Origin of the sequence: Trichocoleus sp. DQ-A1 (assembly GCF_039961955.1) — a bacterium.
GTDB lineage: Bacteria > Cyanobacteriota > Cyanobacteriia > Cyanobacteriales > FACHB-T130 > FACHB-T130.
The window spans coordinates 1-15,960 of the sequence record NZ_JAMPKE010000041.1; the positions used below are offsets into that span (position 1 = coordinate 1).

The window sequence follows — 15,960 nt, forward strand, 5'->3', positions numbered from 1 at the left end:
GCTTGCTTTAATTGCTTCTTACGCAAGTCCTGCTTGTTTCGCTGGCTATGACGGGTGCGTTTCCAGCGGAAGCCCTTTTTTTCATCACCCGTCGAATCCAATCGGGTGAGAGCGTGATTTGCCGAAGTTGTTGCAGTTTACGGGCGAGTTGAGTGCTGGTGTAGGTTCGAGGCTCGTCCTCAACCCAAGTTTCGAGTAGTTGCTTGTCGGCTTCACTCCAACTGGCTTTCGCTCCTCGCCCTGGCGCTTCCCATAACCCGCTCAATCCTCTTGTCTGCCAGCGTCGTAAAGTTGCTCTGACGGTATGCTCATGGCACTCATAAATCTCAGCGATTGCAGGGACATTCCACCCCTGTGCATTTAAGCGGATCATGTGGGCGCGGTCGCGCGTCCGTTGCGGCACGGTTTGAGCAACTCGCAACTCGCTTAACATTGAGTCCTCTGCTTCGCTTAAGATAATCCGAATAGGAGCAGGCATAAATAATGGAAAACTTCGTTTAGGGGCTTTATGCCTTCTTATATTTAATTAGTCCCAGCTACTTACCGTGCTAGTTCAGATTTGTCTCCACATGAGCCAGATTTATTTACGGTTGATTGGAATAAAACAGTTTAGTGGAAATCAATCACATGAAAACAGACCACTTTTTTATACAGTTGGTTTTATTATTTTTATTATTTTTATTGTTTTTATTCTTGCGCAAACAATGGCGCAAACCAGGCGTGGTGCGAACGACGCGGCTCACGGGCAATGTTTATTGTATCCTATTGAAGCAACCTGGTACGATTACCGCTACTGTTGAGCAGAGAAAAGAATCTATAAGCCGTGTGAGACTCAGTATCAAAGCTAATTTAGAACAGGCGAACCCTAATGTTCAAAAAATAGGCAGCGATGAGCGGTTAAAAGTCTCTTATGAAGTGACACAACAGGAGTTCAATTCTAACAAGGATTGGTATATAATCATGGAAAATTTGAGCGCTCAACAAATCCTATTAAACCTTACTTTTAATGATAGCGCTCAATCCCAAAAAGAAAAATTAGAACCCGGATTAAGGATTTGCCAGAATAAAGAAGACAACGGCGGAAATAAAACAATTGTGAGAACAAAATATTAAAAACCCTGTTTTCATAATAATCTCTAAAATCTACTGATTTTTTGCCCAATAGACATAGATACAACAGAGAGGAAAAGCAGGATGCCAGACGCACAAACCCCAAAAAAAACCGAAGAAGGAATTGTCAAAAGACCTAACTATTTTGCTGGTCAGTATCTACTAGAAGATGACTTTAAGTCAGAACAAAACTACCACATAGATCGCCAGCGCCGCCACAACCGCCTGCTTAATGTTTCGGGTATTGCTGAGGGGTTGACTGTAAGTAAACATCAAGATTTAACCGTTAAGGTTTCAGCAAGAACCGCGTTCGATTCCCAAGGAAGGCAAATTATCCTTCTAGACGAGAAAGCCGTAGACTTGGTGCAAGAGGCAAACAATAACAATACCATCGAAGATGGAGATTATACTTTTTCGATTAGATATAGCGAGGAGCTAACCGATTTACAGGGAGATGAGAAGTTCACGAATACGCGCGTGCAAGAAAAGCCAGTCTTCGTGTTAAGTTCGTCCTCATCAACACCTGATGACACTATAGCATTGGCAAAGCTGACAATTAAGGAAAAAAATGTCACAGAAATCGCTCCAGATGTCCGTCAGTATTCAGGAATATATTTACCTGCGGAAGATGGGAAAGGAGTGACGTTGCGAGCGCGTGGTGTCGAATTTCCAAATGAAGCCATTCTCGAAGGGAGTTTAAAGATAACCGAGAGGTTGGTGATTGGAGGGAAAGGATATTTTCACGACGTACATATAGTTGGTCCTTTTCAGCTTGGTAATGTACATAACATTAAACCCGTCATTAGGGTTAACAACATTGTTAATGAAATTAGTGAAGGAACACAAGATAATGCGGATAAGGCATTGCCTACCGTGAAAGCAGCGGTAGACTATGCGGACACAAAAGCAAAGAAAAATGGTGACAGCAACGAAAATTTCACAGCCGCACAGCTCACCGCAACGCAGTTAACAATAAACAATGGAGTGACGTTAAGATCGCGGGACGGAGAAACTCCAGATAAAGCCCTTCTGGATGGGAGTTTAAAGATAACCGGGGGGTTGGTGATTGAAAATAAAGGATATTTTCACGACGTACATATAGTTGGTCCTCTTCAGCTTGGTAATGTAGAGAACAAGGAACCCGTCATTAGGGTTAACAACATTGTTAATGAAATTAGTGAAGGAACACAAGATAATGCGGATAAGGCATTGCCCAGTGAAAGCAGCGGTAGACTATGCGGACACAAAAGCAAAGAAAAATGGTGACAGCAACGAAAATTTCACAGCAGCACAGCTCACCGCAACGCAGTTAACAATAAACAATAAGGCGGTTAAGGCGATCAAAGATGAAATCCTGGAGAACGATCAAGAAAACGAAACGTCCCTCCCAACAATTGCAGCAGTCATATCATATTTAGACACGGCTGTAAAACACTCTGTAGACACTGAAAGTCAGAGTGCTGTTGTCAGAGGCATGATTATGATGTGGTCGGGACAAGCTAATCAAATTCCTAATGGCTGGGCACTTTGTGATGGTCAAAATGGAACACCAGATTTAGCAGATAGATTTATCGTTGGTGCTGGACAAAAATACGCAGTTGGTAGCACAGGTGGTGCAGAGCAAGTTACATTATCTGAAAGACAAATTCCGGCGCATTCTCATGAATACGATAGAGTTCCTAAAGGACGCATGGAATGGAAGATCGGAAGAGAAGATGATTTTTGGGCTGGACAATATAAACCAGAATGGGAAACTGCTAGATCGGTATCGGTAGGTGGTAATGAATCTCACGAAAATATGCCACCTTATTATGCACTTGCTTTTATTATGAAGCTATGAGTTAAAAATTCTCATTCAAAGCTCAGCTTGTAATTGGTATTTTTATATCTCTAACAATCCATGAAAGAGCAACTCCAACAACGCCTGCAACAACTTAAAGCCGAATTTGAATCTGGGCAAAAAGTACTCGCTGAGTTAGATGCCAAACAAACCAGTGTGAGAGAAACTCTTCTCCGAATCGCTGGGGCTATTCAGGTGTTAGAAGAACTCAAAACAGCAGAGAGCGATACTATCACTACTCTCGCTGAAAACACCTATCCCCTTCGTTCCGAAGTACCCAGCATAGAAGTCACTCCCCAAGGGTTTGAGAATTAATTGTAGAGGGGAACTCCTCAAGAGGTGACAAGGCGCTCAAGAGATCGAGGAAAAAAGCTTTCCACCCTCTTGACCTTTAAAAAGATGTCATGTTTTGCTTACCTACCTGGTCATGCCGCGTCTAACACAACTATTTCGCAAATGGTTGTATCCCATTCCATAAGATGAAATGAATTGGTTGCGATCGCTGCGGCGACGGGGACCATCAGTTTAGCTTGATGAGTTTGAGCGAAGCGGGATTACCAGCGATCAGTTGCAGCGCTACATCAACGAAGATGGACTACGAGGAATTCAAAATTTAGATGCGAACTGACAAGTCAGCGCTTCGCTATCGCTGCCAGTCTTCTCCAACTCAAACCTCAAAATCCAATCTCTCCCCCACTGTTAAGCGAGTTCCATTCGCAAAGTCCCAACCAGACTGAGGGCGTTTTCCAGCCATCTGTATTTCTCGCAATAGCAACAGTCCATCGCCAGTTTGAACAATTGGGCCAAATCCTTTGGCAATGCTCACCACCTCACCTGGATGTGCCGAACCAGAGGACAAGGAAGACCAATCCGATAGCACCTTTAATTCTGGGGCGATTTGCCAGTAAGCCGCTCCTAGAGGAGCAGTGGCTCTGATTTTGAGCGGATTCCCCCGAAATGTTGCCACACAATCCGGGAAAAATCCTCTGACTTGGTTATGTAATGCGATCGCGCTTTTCGACCAATCAAGACAATAATCTGGCTTTTTAATCAGCGGCGCATAAGTCGCCTGCGATTCATCTTGGGGGATTGGTTCAATTTCCTTGCGTTCCAGCTTCAGGAGGGTTTCTACTAATAAATCTGCCCCAATCTCGGAAAGCTTTTGCGCCAAATCTTGAGCATTATCCAACAGTCCAATCGGCGTATAAGCTTTTAGCAGCACTGCACCCGTATCCATCCCCGCATCCATCAGCATCGTTGCGATCCCCGTTTCTGTCTCGCCATGATAGAGGCACCACTGGATGGGAGCAGCACCCCGATACTTGGGCAAGATCGAGCCGTGTACGTTGATGCAACCCAATTTGGGCATATCTAGAATTTGTTGGGACAAAATTTGTCCGTATGCCACCACGACAAAAACATCTGCATTTGTCTGTTTTAGTTGAGCGAGCGTTTCCTCGTCTTTTTTAATCCGCTGCGGTTGCCAAACAGGTAGCTGATGGGTCAAGGCGACTGATTTTACTGGAGAAGGCATCATTTGGTTGCCCCGTCCCCGACGTTTATCCGGCTGCGTAACAACGCCTAAAACTTCAAATTCTGGATTAGCGAGTAACCGTTCTAAAGTAGGGACGGCAAATTGTGGGGTGCCAAAAAATATGACTTTCATTTCCTTAGGGAACGGTAATTGGTAATTGGTCTTGGTTGAAAAGCAATTTTTCCCTTAACCATTAGCAAAAAAGTAAAAACTAAGGGTTAATAATCGCAATTTCGATGCGGCGGTTTCGTTGTCGGTTGGTATCGCTATTATTTTCTACTAAGGAAAAAGTTTCGCCGTAACCAACAACAATCATGCGATATTTTTTCTCCAAAGCAGTGAATAAATACTGCTCAGCAGCTTGGGCGCGTCGAAACGATAGCGCTTGATTGTCTGTAGATTCACCAACGTCATCGGTGTGAGCAGCAATTTGAATTGTGGCACCTGGGTAGTTCCGTAAATCGGCGATGACATTGTCTAAAATTACGGGTGCCTGTGGTAGCAGAACGCTATCGCTGTCTTTAAATAACAAGTCGCTAGGTAGGGTGGCTTTCAAAGCATCCGATGGTAGAGAAACCCTAGAAGCGGTAGTGACTTGATTGGAATTGGGAACGCGATCGCCTTGAAGTTGCTGGGAGATTTCTTGTAGACGTGCCGCTAGAGGTTCGCTGGAACTCTGGCGACCGACTTGGGTTTCCAGTTTAGTCGTGCGATCGCGCAGTGCTTGCAATTGCGCCTGTAACTGTTGCAGCTCTGCTTGCAGTTGCCGTCTTTGTTCCGCACTCAGTTCTACTGGCGGACTGGCGCTAGTGACAGCAGGGGACGGCTTAAAAGTAGAGGAGGCGGTGGATGTCTCTAGTTTGGCGCGGCGCAGCACTTTCACAACTAGGGGCACCTCTGGCGTCAGGTCGGGAAAGACTCCCGCGAGGACGAGACCGAACAGCCACGCCAAGCCACTTCCCACCCCCAGCAACAGCACTCGCCAGAGTAAAACCAGTAAAAACCTCCCAATGCCTGTAGATTGGCGAGGAGAAGTGTTATCGGCAAATGGTGCTTCTTGTTTTGTCACCCGTTTTCCTATTTTTATCCAGACAACAGATTAACACTCGATAATGCGATTAAGCTTTTTTCGTTGTCCGAGGCAATAAAAATGGGCGATCGCATTATTAACTTGCGCGAAGAGACATTTGGGAATACTTTTGGGATATAACCCTGGAGTGCCGTTGTGATGTTATTAGGTAGCCCTCAGTCACTGTCTAGGCAAGTATGTAGAAATCAGTCAACCTGCCCCCAAGAAAATTTCTTGCCTTAGATTAATTTTTAATCGCTTTTCGACCGTCTTGTGGAAAAATATCATAACAAGAGCGATAAGGTGTTTCACCCATCAAGCCGGATTCATTGAGATATGATAAATTTTTTTACATCTTTTGTTTTTTTTGACAGGTTTTGTGGATATACATATAGATATAGGGACGCTGCACTGTTCCTTGGGCGTTGCTCCTCACACAAGAAACGCCGTTTAGCAACCCCACCCCCAATCAATGTTCATTCGCCTCTTCCGCTCAGGATGGTGCTCTAATCAACCATACCTTCCGCTTATTGCGGCTGCGCTGCTGATGGCTCCTAGCTCATTTGCCTTAGCTGGCACGGCTGCGTCTACAATCGCAGGTCCCTCTACCATGCAATATCCGCAAGCCCGAAAGGAATTATCTGAAGCTGCTCCCGACATGACTCAAGCAGTAGTGCAAATCGACCCCCTCGATAGCCCTCATCCCGTCCCGTGGAATTGGGTAATGACTACTCATGCAGAAGTTACCGCCAACGGCGGCACTGGGGTACGTTACTATCGCAGTCCCTCTTTAGTGTCTCCTGATGGTCAGTATGCTGCTTACAGCCGGATTCAGTTGCAGGTGCAACCGGAGTTGTACCAATGCCGCATTTCCAGCGTCATGTTTGTAGAAAATTTGAGGACAGGGGATTTACGAACGATCTCGGCGTCTTCTCCTTTGGCTGACAATCCCTTTGTCAGTAACGAAGAAGCGGATATGCCGGGGATCATCGCCATCTTGATCCCCATTTCGTGGTCGGCGAAAGGCGATCGCGTCTTAGCACGGCAATTTGAAGGTTTATTTAGTACGTCCGATGCTTCTGACTATGCCGTTGTTTGGGATCGTCAGCAGAATCGTACTACGACTCTCTCTCCTGACCGCGATGATTACACCAACGCGGTGTTGTTAGGCTGGAGTCAAACTAATCCCGACCAAGTTCTGTTTCGAGCAGGCGAATTGGGCGAGGAAGAGTGGCCTCTATGGGCTGTTGATTTGAAGGGTCAAACCGTAGCCGCAATTGAGGATCAACCCCTCATTTTTGGTCAGACGATTACCCATTCTTGGGCAGGGCCACAGGCTCATTTCTAAAGGAACAAAATCAAGGATGAAGGATGAAAAAGATTGAAGGTGACAAAAAAAGTTTTTTACTCATACTGTCAGCCGGAATTTCAAACTTCATCCTTCTTTTTTTCTGATGAATCTAGCTTATAGCTGCAAATATTTATATATTTTTAAATTAAATTTTGATTAAATCTTTGATTAAGTCTAAAGGATTTAAACGAGTCTTTTTAAGAGTTCTCGTTAGCCTGACTTTTTTGCTTTTGGGTTCCGGCTTTTTTATTTATTATACATTAAAAAATTCTGCTAACAAAAACAATATATCAAATTATGAAATTTACCTCAAAAATCAATTAAATCAACTAAATTCTTATCCGGTTAATTATCCTATCTCATCGAGTGTTTATCAACCCGTCAGCGTGTGGACAGGACGCCTAATATTACTACCGAAAGAGCAGAGACAGCTTAGAAAATCGGTGCTTTTTGAAGTTTATAATGCTGATTCCGCGCATCAGAATCTAGTAGGAAAAATTGTAAATTTAGAATGGAGCCGGGACGCAGAAGTGCAAAGATTTGTCCAGGCTGTAACGCAAGATGTCAAATTTATTCAGGCAACTGAAGATAGTAAAAAAACGGGGAATTTGCATCCTGACCGATTAAACAATTGGCAAAATGTCGATCCCTTAGAATCCTTGGCTGGAGCGCGACCTCAAGATGATGTCGTCGTGGAACTCAAAAACCCAGTTGTTGTCACCAGTAACCAAAAAGAACGCCCCTCGCTGAGGATTCCTCAAGAACCCGTACAAGTCACGGGTCGGATTTATGCTTTAGTGACAATTATTAAAAGAGAGGAAGCAGATAGCGTTAGCGCAACGTCTTCTTCGGATCGTTTTGTTGTACGTCACTTTAATAAAAAAACAAAACAATTTGATGGACCTTTAGAAACCATTCGGATTCCTCAAGTGCCATCTGACCGCAACGGGATTACTCGGTCAACAAATCGAGGAATTGAAAAGTCTCCCCTCAATTCCGCAGGCTGGTACATTTATGGGACAAAAGATGCCGAGGGAATATTTGTCACCCAGGCAATTGAACCCCGCGCCCTGATGCGTTTGCAACCGGATGAAGTGCGGGTAAATCGGAAATCTGCTAATTCCTATCTGAAAAAAGAACTTTGGAAAGGTACTGAAGGTCAAAAAGGAACCGCCAAGATAGTTTTACTCGATCCAAAAAGTCAACAATTTAACGAGGCGGTATCGAAATGGCGCGAGGGAGATCGAGCAATTGTCCTTCATACATACGGTGGAATTGGGGGTAAAAAACCCGAACCCGAACCGCTGGGCGTAGTTACGGGACATTTTGCTTATGGCATTGCGACAGTCGTGCGCGATCGCTTCACGGATGAGTTACGCTTTGACATCGAGTATCGGCAAGTTTACGCCCATAACCCTGATGGCATTATTGCTGGGACAATGAAATGGTCTACTTACATGGGAGATTTACAGCGGGGTTGGGTGGGAAATCGACCTGTATCCGATGCGCTCGTCAAGCTAGATGCTGTGACGCAAGATTATGATTTTGATGGCATCCAACTGTCACCCATGAAAGAATTTATGCGCCAGTTGGATATCATGATGGCACGCTACCGGATTGGAGATGGAACGGGTAGTTCAGTAGTGACACCCTCAACTTCTTGCGTACAAGATGCTAACCAAGCGCTTTTTGTGACAATTAAGCAGGTAGAGAAACAGGTGGCGTCGAATCCTCGCATTCAAGAGTGGTTGCGGCGTCATCCCAGCGACACCCAAACCTTACGATTTCAGCAACTCGTGAAACTAGGGCGATCGCTTGAAAAGCAATTAGCACCCCTAGGGATTATTCGTTCGGATTGGCAAGAAAACGCGGAAAATTTGGCAGGTACCCGGACCGCGGACGGCACCCTTACCACTGTCCTTAAGGCAGCAACCACTTGGCGCACGATGTTACCGCGACGGGCGCATGATGAAATTGCTACGATTTTGTTGAACAATGGTGCGACTTTGTGGGTAATCCGGACTAACCAAGTGGGGGGATTTAATCCAGATATTGTGCCTCGTGCCCCTACAGCCCTTTTAGGGCACCGTACGAATTAGAAGGTTTTTGATTGTAAGAGATTTTTTTACGAACCGTAAAGACGCAAAGGTCGCGAAGGAAGAGTAAGAAGAGTAAGAAGAGAATTTCACAACTGATGCAAGGATTGGTATATAGACAGGGTTAATCTGAATGCGATCGCTACTCGTCTGCTTTATCTAAAAGATTTTGAAGGCGCTTCCGTTCGCTCTCTTCTAAAGCTTTTCGAGGATCGGTACGGCGACGACGATACCAAGTCGCGCCCCCAACCAACATCGCAATTAATAGCAAGGCACCAATTAAGGGCAAGAAATCACCCGTTTTTAGCGCCCGTAAGCCGTAACTTCCTAACATTACAAATGGCAACACTCCAGGGATGGTTCCCAGAATGGTTCCTAGTAGATAATCCCGAAAGCGAATTGAAGTCAAACCAGCGGCAAAATTAACTAAGCCGTAGGGAATAATTGGCTGTAGGCGGATGGCAAACATATAGAATAAGCCACCCTGAATCATCTCCGCATCAATCGCTTGCAAGCGTCCGCCTAACTTTTGAACGACAAATTCACGCCCCACCGTGCGCGTAAAGGCAAAAGCCACTACAGCTGCAATCACGGCGGCAATACTCGTCCAAAGCGTCCCCAACCAAGGACCAAAAATTGCGCCACTGGTAAGATTTAGTGCTGTAGAAGGCAAGATTAACAGTGTCGCCAAGGTATAGAAAACGATATAAATAATTGGTGCCCAGATGCCAGCTTTGTTCAGCCATGTTTGGAGTTGAGCTGGATCGATTCCTCCTAAAAAATATACTGCGAGTCCCGTTACTACAATGCAGACGACAGTCAATAGGAAAATGCCACTTTTAGCGTTCAACAAAAACTCCTTTATTTTTAGCCATTAATCATTTGTCATTAGTAATAGGACTTACGCAGAGATTTCCCTAAATCCCTCGATAAATTGAGGGACTTTTCCAGTTCTCCCCCTTTTTAATGGAGATTAGGGGGATCTATATTTCAAGCTTTCAGCGTGTAAGTCCGGAGTTGTTCTTGATTAGTCTTTGCTCACTCGTTCTTCGGATATTACTAAAGACTCTTGAGTGCTGATTTCTGACTTGTGACGCTTTTCGGTTGGTTCCTGACTTTTGAAACCATAAGCTTCGCGCACTAAATAAAGCGGACGTCCTTTGACTTCTTCGTAAACACGACCAAGATACTCGCCAATGATTCCCAGTGTTATTAACTGGATACCTCCCAGAAATAACACCGCCACCATGATGGAAGCATAACCAGGAAGATCGATCCCATAAATTAAAGTGCGGAAGAATAAAAAGCTAGCGTAAATAAATGACAAAAAAGATATCGTAACGCCCACGTAACTCCATACTTTTAAAGGGAGAAAACTAAAGGAAGTAATCCCATCTAGGGCAAAGTTCCACAGACGCCAATAGTTCCAAGTCGTGGTTCCCTTATAACGTGGGGGACGATCGAATAAAACAGAGGTTTGCTTGAAACCCACCCAAGCAAAGAGTCCTTTCATAAACCGGGTTCGTTCTGGCAGTAGCTTGATAGCTTCCACTACACGCCGATCGAGCAACCGAAAGTCCCCGGTATTGCGGGGGATGGGGACGCGACTCATCTTGCCAATTATCTGATAGAAAGCTTTGGCTGTAGAGTTTTTTAGCCAACCTTCATCACGCGATCGCCTAGTTGCATAAACGACATCATAGCCTTCGCGCCATTTGTCTACCAGTTCCTTAATTAACTCTGGCGGATCTTGCAAGTCGGCATCAATTGGGATTACCGCAGCACCCGCAGCATAGTCAAGTCCGGCACTGAGGGCGACTTCTTTGCCAAAGTTGCGGGACAAGTTGACGACTTTAATCGCTGGGTTACGATAATGATGCTCAATTAGACACTTCAGGGTATTGTCCTTACTGCCATCATTCACGCAAACAATCTCGTAGGTTGTATTTACGGTTTCTAGTACCGATAGCAGCCGCTCAAACAAGTAGTCAATATTGTCCTCCTCGTTGTAAAGCGGTACTACCACAGAGAGTTCTACTGGGTCAATATCTAAGGACATAAAAAAACAAAGACAAGCTAATATATGTCAAGTTTCACCTAACTTGACTGCACTTTAACCTAAATTCTAATTTCGTCAATATTATGAGCCGAAGCTTCACAGTTCCTAAATCATCGCGGCGCTGGTTGTCGCTGGAGATGTTGCTCCTAGGCGCGATCGCGATCGCTGTTTTGTTAAGAATTATCTATCTAGGCAGCCGAGAATTTTGGTACGACGAAGTTCTATCCCTGATCCTCGCCAGCGGTCACGGCGTTGACTATCAAGCTCCGGGAGCGCAACCCGTCAACCTGCGGGACTACAGCGCTTTATTGATCCCACGAGCCGGTGATGTCGTAGGAACGATCAAAGATGTCTATAAAGGTATCTTGGGCGATGTCCATCCGCCCCTTTCTTATTTCAGCCTGTACTTCTGGCTACAGCTATTTGGCAATAGCGAAGCTGCCTTACGAGGTCTAGGCGCATTGCTGAGTGTAGGTGCAATTGGCGGTGCTTACGGATTAGGACGTTTTGTGATGGGACATCGCGGCGGACTGATTTTTGCTGCCTTACTCGGTACAAATCCTTTCTATTTATTCCACTCTTTAAATGCCCGGATGTATGGCCCGCTGATTTTATGGACGATTCTCAGCACCTGGGCAATGCTGCATCTGGTTGACACAAAAGGAGCAACAGAGAGTGTCCGAGCCTCCGAGTGGGAAATTGAACCAGACGCCACGCCATCATCCCATCATCCCAGCAACCGCTCATCGATTCTCTGGAGTGCGATTCTGATTGTTTCAGTCGCTGCTGGACTGCTGACGCAGTATCTTTTTGTCTACTGGGTGATGACCCTAAGCATCTTTGTCCTCATCTTTGACCGGCGGCGGTGGTGGCAGCACGGATTGCGTTTGGGGGCGAGTGTATTGCTGTGGATGCCTTGGTTTGTTTGGGGAACTCGGAAGCAGGGGCGTCTGGGTGAAGTGGGCAATCAGTTTTCCAAGGGAAATCATTTCGCAGATGTTACCCAAACCTTGAGCAGTCACTTGTTACTGGGAGACTGGGTGGGAGATGTCGTCAAAACTCCCGCAGAAGCGACCCTCGCGATTGTGGCAGGGTGCCTGATAATTTTGTTGCTAGCCGGGTGTACCTTTAGCCTCTGGCGGCAAGCAAAGCGTCGTACCTTATTCATGGCTTTGTCACTGGGAATTTTGCCCCTGTGCATTGCATTTGCAGTGGATATTCTCGCTGGCAAATACACGATTGGCTTTGGCGGTGGAAGGGCACTGATTTTTGTTTTGCCTGGATGCTTGCTATTAATTGCTTTATGGCTGGAACGGGCGGCGGGACGCTGGCGCGGAGTAGCGGTAGCAGGTTTGCTGCTGTTGTATCTGGGCATCAGCATCGGGGACTTCAGCACGAGAAACCGCTCGATGTTCCATCAGATAGCAGATTTGATTCAACAGGAACCTACAACGCCAACTTTAATCGTGATGAACTCCCGCGCTTGGGGTCACATTCTGCGTTTGGCTTATTATCTTCCTCCCACTGCCCCGGTTCAGCTATTAGCACAGCATCCTGCCGACCTTGCACCTGCTTTAGAAAAAGTTCTGACAAGCGGACAAGCAACGCAATATCCTCGGATTCTCTGGTTAGAGAGCGCTCGTCCTGTGAATAAGGCTCCCAAAACGGAGGCAGAAAAACAGCAAATTCAGCAGGAAATCCAGCGAGTTTTGAAATCTCGTTACCAGTTGGCGCAAACGCAGCAGCTATCGGGAACCACGATTCTGGATGAGTTTGCAGTTAATCTTTACAAGAATCGGAATCTCTAATTTTTGGGCCATTGCCAGTTAAAACGATTCCATTCGTAAATGCCTTGAATCTCATACTCGCTGCCATTCTCAAACCGGATAATGCAGTTAGTATGAGAGACCCCGCTCTCTGCGGTCTCGTAAACCCCAACCACCGTGCAGGGAAACCATTCGCGACTACAGGGGCCGTTTTCTTGCACCCACTCCCACAGACCATTAGAAACCTCAATGCGATCGCCTACTTTCAGCTTTAACCCTTGCTTGCCCTCCCGCTCATAATACTCAGCCAGATGAACCGGCTGAATGCGATAGAGCCACCCAAAGCCATAGCGATCGCGTAAAAATTGCATCGCTCCCGAATCCTGATTATTTAACCAGTCATTCAGTAAAGTAATCTTCCAAGAGCGATTTTGTCTTTCTTGTTCCTTGACAAATTGCAGTAAAGCTTTGACTTGTTCTGCTGTAAGTTCCTCCAATGGATTCGCACCATCGGCATTTTCATCACCACTCGCCGGGTTCTCCCCTTGGGCACCCAGCAGTTCCTTGACAAGAACTTGCAGCAGAATTTGCTTCTGCATATCGCTGAGAGGATATACAGCCTCCTCACATAGACTAAATGCTGCTTGCAGTGCCGCTTCAATCTCAGATCGGGTCACAATCAATTCCTTACTTTGGAATGGATCGCCACACAGCAGAGCTATCTCGGTGATTCTGAGTGGGAATGCCCAGACTTAGAGCGCTCATTAAGGGCGATCCCCTATTATCGCAGAATTGTCAAGATATCCCGAAGCTCCTGTTTGACTAGATTCGCGCTAAGCTGAGGGGTGAAGTTCCCAAAAAACCTGAAGTCATAGGTACGGTTTATGCGATTTCGAGCTGTGTCTATTTTTTTCATCTCTTGCCTTATCGGAGTTGTGAACTTGCTGTTTACTCCTCCCGCTTTGGCATTGACACAGATTAAACTGTCTGAACTTTCCTACCATGACTGCCCATCTGAGTTAGCAGATGGGGCGGTTATGAGTACCGGCGCTTCCAGAGCTGCGAGTTGCTACATTGTTACCGGCAAAGCTCAAAATGACTCTGATAAATATGTCTACAACGCCGATATTTTTGGTCGCATTTACGACGCGAATGGCGACTCGGTAATGCAAAACCGAACGCGCCTCGGTTCGATCGAAGAAGTACCGCCTGGAGTCAGCGATTTTGAACTCAGGATCTCGGTTGCTGCAAACCAGCCGACACCCTTACAGCTCAAGCAATTCAAAGCCGCTGGATTTAACGGTACAGTCCGCCGTTAACAAGCCCGCCGTTAACATCTGATTGCAAGGATTTTAGATTATAGATTCACTCCAAAATCCAAATCTAAAATCCTTTGACCCTAAAAACCCGGAGTGAATTGAATGCTGGAGAACAATCCAGCCAGAATTTGCAGCACAAAAATCGCTAAAATCGGGGAGATATCCAGACCACCCAACGGCGGAATAATCGAGCGAAAAAGGTTGAGGTAAGGGTCTGTAATTGGACTCAAGGTAGAAGCTATCTGGTTCATCCAATTGACTGTCGGAAACCAAGTTAAAAGAATCCGTACAATCAATATGAACATATACATGTTCAGAAAGGTGGAGATCGTATTGATCAGTAATTCAGCTGAAGAATTCATCGGTGTTGAAGGTTCCTTGTTAAAATTGGTGAACGCTTGAAACTTGAAGACAGTTTAACGGATTTACCGGATTGAAACTTAGGAATCTTGATTAAGCGATGTTCCTAGGGAACGACCCCTTTCAGAAATTCGTGCTGTATCTGAGGAAGAAAATCGCTCCCGCTCTAGTTCTGTACTTTTGCCATTTACAGTGCCTAGCTGTGTCCGGACTTCATCAATTGCTGCATTTAACTGAGCAATTTTATCCTCTAAGCCTCGCCGTGCAAATTCAATACTTTCTGAATCCTTTAGCTGACGCTTTTTCCCCTTGCTCAACTTCGCTTCTGACGAGCCAGGATTGAGCAGAGAGGCGTCAGTTGTGTCAGTTTCGGACGCGCGTCCAGAAGCAACCAGCGCTCCGACAATTCCACCGACTAGACCGCCAACTATCGTTCCAGCCAGAAATCCACTGCCAAAACTATCGCGCTGACTCATCTTAAAATTACCGTTGTTTTTTTTCTTGTTGCAACTGTTTTCAGGTTAACTTTTTGCTGACCTCGATGCCTACCAGTCTAAGGAGTCATCTGTTCAGTTGTCAGTCGTCCTAAGTAAGAAATCTGAACACAGATTTCATCTTTGATTGCTCATCTTTTGGATCGTGCGTTGGATACCGCTTTGGACACCGCATCAGGTGCCAAACGTGCGATCGCCTGCATCTCCCAGCCCCGGTACAATATATCCGTGGCTGTTCAAACCCTCATCAATCATTGCCGTATAGACAACCAAACCCGGATACGCAACAGAAAGCTGTTGCAGAGCGGGTGGCGCTGCCACAACCGAAATAATCCGCATTAAAGCTGGGTCAACGCCTCGCTGGGTTAGTTCTGCGATCGCCCTCATCATGGTTCCACCCGTCGCCAGCATCGGATCGCAAATTAAAACCCGCGTTTGAGGGTCAAGCCGTTCCGGCAATTTATTCAGATAACAGCTAACTTCCAGGGTTGTCTCATCCCGCACCAAACCGATATGGTAAATCGATGCCAAAGGCAGCAACGTCTGCGCCCCGTCTAATAACCCCAATCCTGCCCGTAAAATCGGCACCACAACCAGTGGCACCTCTGGATTGATAAATGTAGCAGGACATTCAGCCAGGGGTGTCTGTACGGTTGTTTCTATCGTCGGCAACCATTCTCTAGTTGCCTCATAAGTCAGCCAGCGCCCCAGTTCCGTCATCGCGCTTTTAAACAGCACCGATGGCGTCGCAGCATCACGAGCAACAGCCAGCCAATGTTTAATCAGTGGATGCGGAGGAACATAGACACGCAGTTGGAGAGTCATAATTGCGATTTTGGCAGTCAGATGCCAGCTCAAAGACCTGACCTATCATAGAACCTCCTGGGATGTCTGGAAACCCAGAATGATTCTGGGTTGGGTTTCTTTGTCACCAAACCCAACCCCAAAAGCATCGATCGGGT

General features: G+C 46.0%; 17 protein-coding genes. 8 read left to right on the plus strand and 9 right to left on the minus strand.

Annotated elements, in window-relative coordinates; genetic code table 11:
* Nucleotides 1–7 precede the first annotated feature (7 nt).
* Nucleotides 8–478, minus strand: coding sequence for a helix-turn-helix domain-containing protein (locus NDI33_RS24375; RefSeq protein ID WP_190674721.1), 471 nt, complete (start codon nucleotides 476–478; stop codon nucleotides 8–10).
* Between the two features lie 149 nt (nucleotides 479–627).
* Here NDI33_RS24375 and NDI33_RS24380 point away from each other — a divergent pair, with 149 nt between their 5' ends.
* From NDI33_RS24380 to NDI33_RS24395, 4 genes are all read left to right on the plus strand, one after another.
* Nucleotides 628–1,113: a hypothetical protein gene (locus tag NDI33_RS24380; protein ID WP_190430390.1), complete on the plus strand. Its 486-nt coding sequence runs from the start codon at nucleotides 628–630 to the stop codon at nucleotides 1,111–1,113.
* 81 nt (nucleotides 1,114–1,194) lie between these two features.
* Nucleotides 1,195–2,376, plus strand: a complete 1,182-nt coding sequence (locus NDI33_RS24385; protein ID WP_190674724.1) for a hypothetical protein — start codon at nucleotides 1,195–1,197, stop codon at nucleotides 2,374–2,376.
* Entirely contained in the window at nucleotides 2,327–2,950 is a 624-nt protein-coding gene (locus NDI33_RS24390) for a tail fiber protein (RefSeq protein WP_199302375.1), read from the plus strand. Before NDI33_RS24385 ends, NDI33_RS24390 begins: the two co-directional genes overlap by 50 nt.
* A gap of 60 nt (nucleotides 2,951–3,010) precedes the next feature.
* Complete coding sequence (locus tag NDI33_RS24395; RefSeq protein WP_190674787.1) at nucleotides 3,011–3,265, plus strand: hypothetical protein; 255 nt, start codon at nucleotides 3,011–3,013, stop codon at nucleotides 3,263–3,265.
* Nucleotides 3,266–3,617: 352 nt separating this feature from the next.
* Here the strand turns inward: NDI33_RS24395 and fmt are convergent, their stop codons facing one another.
* Both fmt and NDI33_RS24405 read right to left on the minus strand, forming a co-directional pair.
* Nucleotides 3,618–4,616 carry a methionyl-tRNA formyltransferase gene (fmt, locus tag NDI33_RS24400; protein ID WP_190674730.1) on the minus strand — a complete coding sequence of 333 codons (999 nt, stop codon included), beginning with the start codon at nucleotides 4,614–4,616 and terminating at the stop codon, nucleotides 3,618–3,620.
* 79 nt (nucleotides 4,617–4,695) lie between these two features.
* Entirely contained in the window at nucleotides 4,696–5,553 is an 858-nt protein-coding gene (locus NDI33_RS24405) for an OmpA family protein (RefSeq protein ID WP_190674733.1), read from the minus strand.
* 658 nt (nucleotides 5,554–6,211) lie between these two features.
* Here NDI33_RS24405 and NDI33_RS24410 point away from each other — a divergent pair.
* Together NDI33_RS24410 and NDI33_RS24415 are read left to right on the plus strand one after the other, a co-directional pair.
* Entirely contained in the window at nucleotides 6,212–6,901 is a 690-nt protein-coding gene (locus NDI33_RS24410; protein ID WP_190410893.1) for a hypothetical protein, read from the plus strand.
* Nucleotides 6,902–7,434: 533 nt separating this feature from the next.
* A complete protein-coding gene (locus NDI33_RS24415) occupies nucleotides 7,435–9,003 on the plus strand; it encodes an abortive infection protein (RefSeq protein WP_347275871.1) in 1,569 nt (522 codons plus the stop codon).
* Nucleotides 9,004–9,142: 139 nt separating this feature from the next.
* Here the strand turns inward: NDI33_RS24415 and NDI33_RS24420 are convergent, their stop codons facing one another.
* A complete protein-coding gene (locus tag NDI33_RS24420; protein ID WP_190674736.1) occupies nucleotides 9,143–9,853 on the minus strand; it encodes a TVP38/TMEM64 family protein in 711 nt (236 codons plus the stop codon).
* A gap of 174 nt (nucleotides 9,854–10,027) precedes the next feature.
* On the minus strand, nucleotides 10,028–11,059 hold the full coding sequence (locus tag NDI33_RS24425; protein ID WP_190674739.1) for a glycosyltransferase family 2 protein: 1,032 nt from the start codon (nucleotides 11,057–11,059) through the stop codon (nucleotides 10,028–10,030).
* Between the two features lie 83 nt (nucleotides 11,060–11,142).
* Here NDI33_RS24425 and NDI33_RS24430 point away from each other — a divergent pair, with 83 nt between their 5' ends.
* Nucleotides 11,143–12,867, plus strand: coding sequence for a glycosyltransferase family 39 protein (locus tag NDI33_RS24430; RefSeq protein WP_190674743.1), 1,725 nt, complete (start codon nucleotides 11,143–11,145; stop codon nucleotides 12,865–12,867).
* Here NDI33_RS24430 and NDI33_RS24435 read toward each other — a convergent pair.
* Nucleotides 12,864–13,502, minus strand: a complete 639-nt coding sequence (locus NDI33_RS24435) for a hypothetical protein (RefSeq protein WP_190674746.1) — start codon at nucleotides 13,500–13,502, stop codon at nucleotides 12,864–12,866. The two genes, NDI33_RS24430 and NDI33_RS24435, sit on opposite strands and share 4 nt — an antisense overlap.
* Before the next feature lie 207 nt (nucleotides 13,503–13,709).
* Between NDI33_RS24435 and NDI33_RS24440 the strand changes: the two genes are divergently transcribed.
* Nucleotides 13,710–14,144: a hypothetical protein gene (locus NDI33_RS24440; protein ID WP_190410892.1), complete on the plus strand. Its 435-nt coding sequence runs from the start codon at nucleotides 13,710–13,712 to the stop codon at nucleotides 14,142–14,144.
* A gap of 80 nt (nucleotides 14,145–14,224) precedes the next feature.
* Here NDI33_RS24440 and NDI33_RS24445 read toward each other — a convergent pair whose 3' ends face one another.
* From NDI33_RS24445 to upp, 3 genes are all read right to left on the minus strand, one after another.
* Nucleotides 14,225–14,506 (minus strand): YggT family protein, encoded by a 282-nt coding sequence (locus tag NDI33_RS24445; RefSeq protein ID WP_190410467.1) that lies wholly within the window; start codon nucleotides 14,504–14,506, stop codon nucleotides 14,225–14,227.
* Nucleotides 14,507–14,584: 78 nt separating this feature from the next.
* Nucleotides 14,585–14,980, minus strand: coding sequence for a hypothetical protein (locus tag NDI33_RS24450; protein ID WP_190525255.1), 396 nt, complete (start codon nucleotides 14,978–14,980; stop codon nucleotides 14,585–14,587).
* 192 nt (nucleotides 14,981–15,172) lie between these two features.
* Nucleotides 15,173–15,823: a uracil phosphoribosyltransferase gene (gene upp, locus NDI33_RS24455; protein ID WP_190430395.1), complete on the minus strand. Its 651-nt coding sequence runs from the start codon at nucleotides 15,821–15,823 to the stop codon at nucleotides 15,173–15,175.
* Nucleotides 15,824–15,960 lie beyond the last annotated feature (137 nt).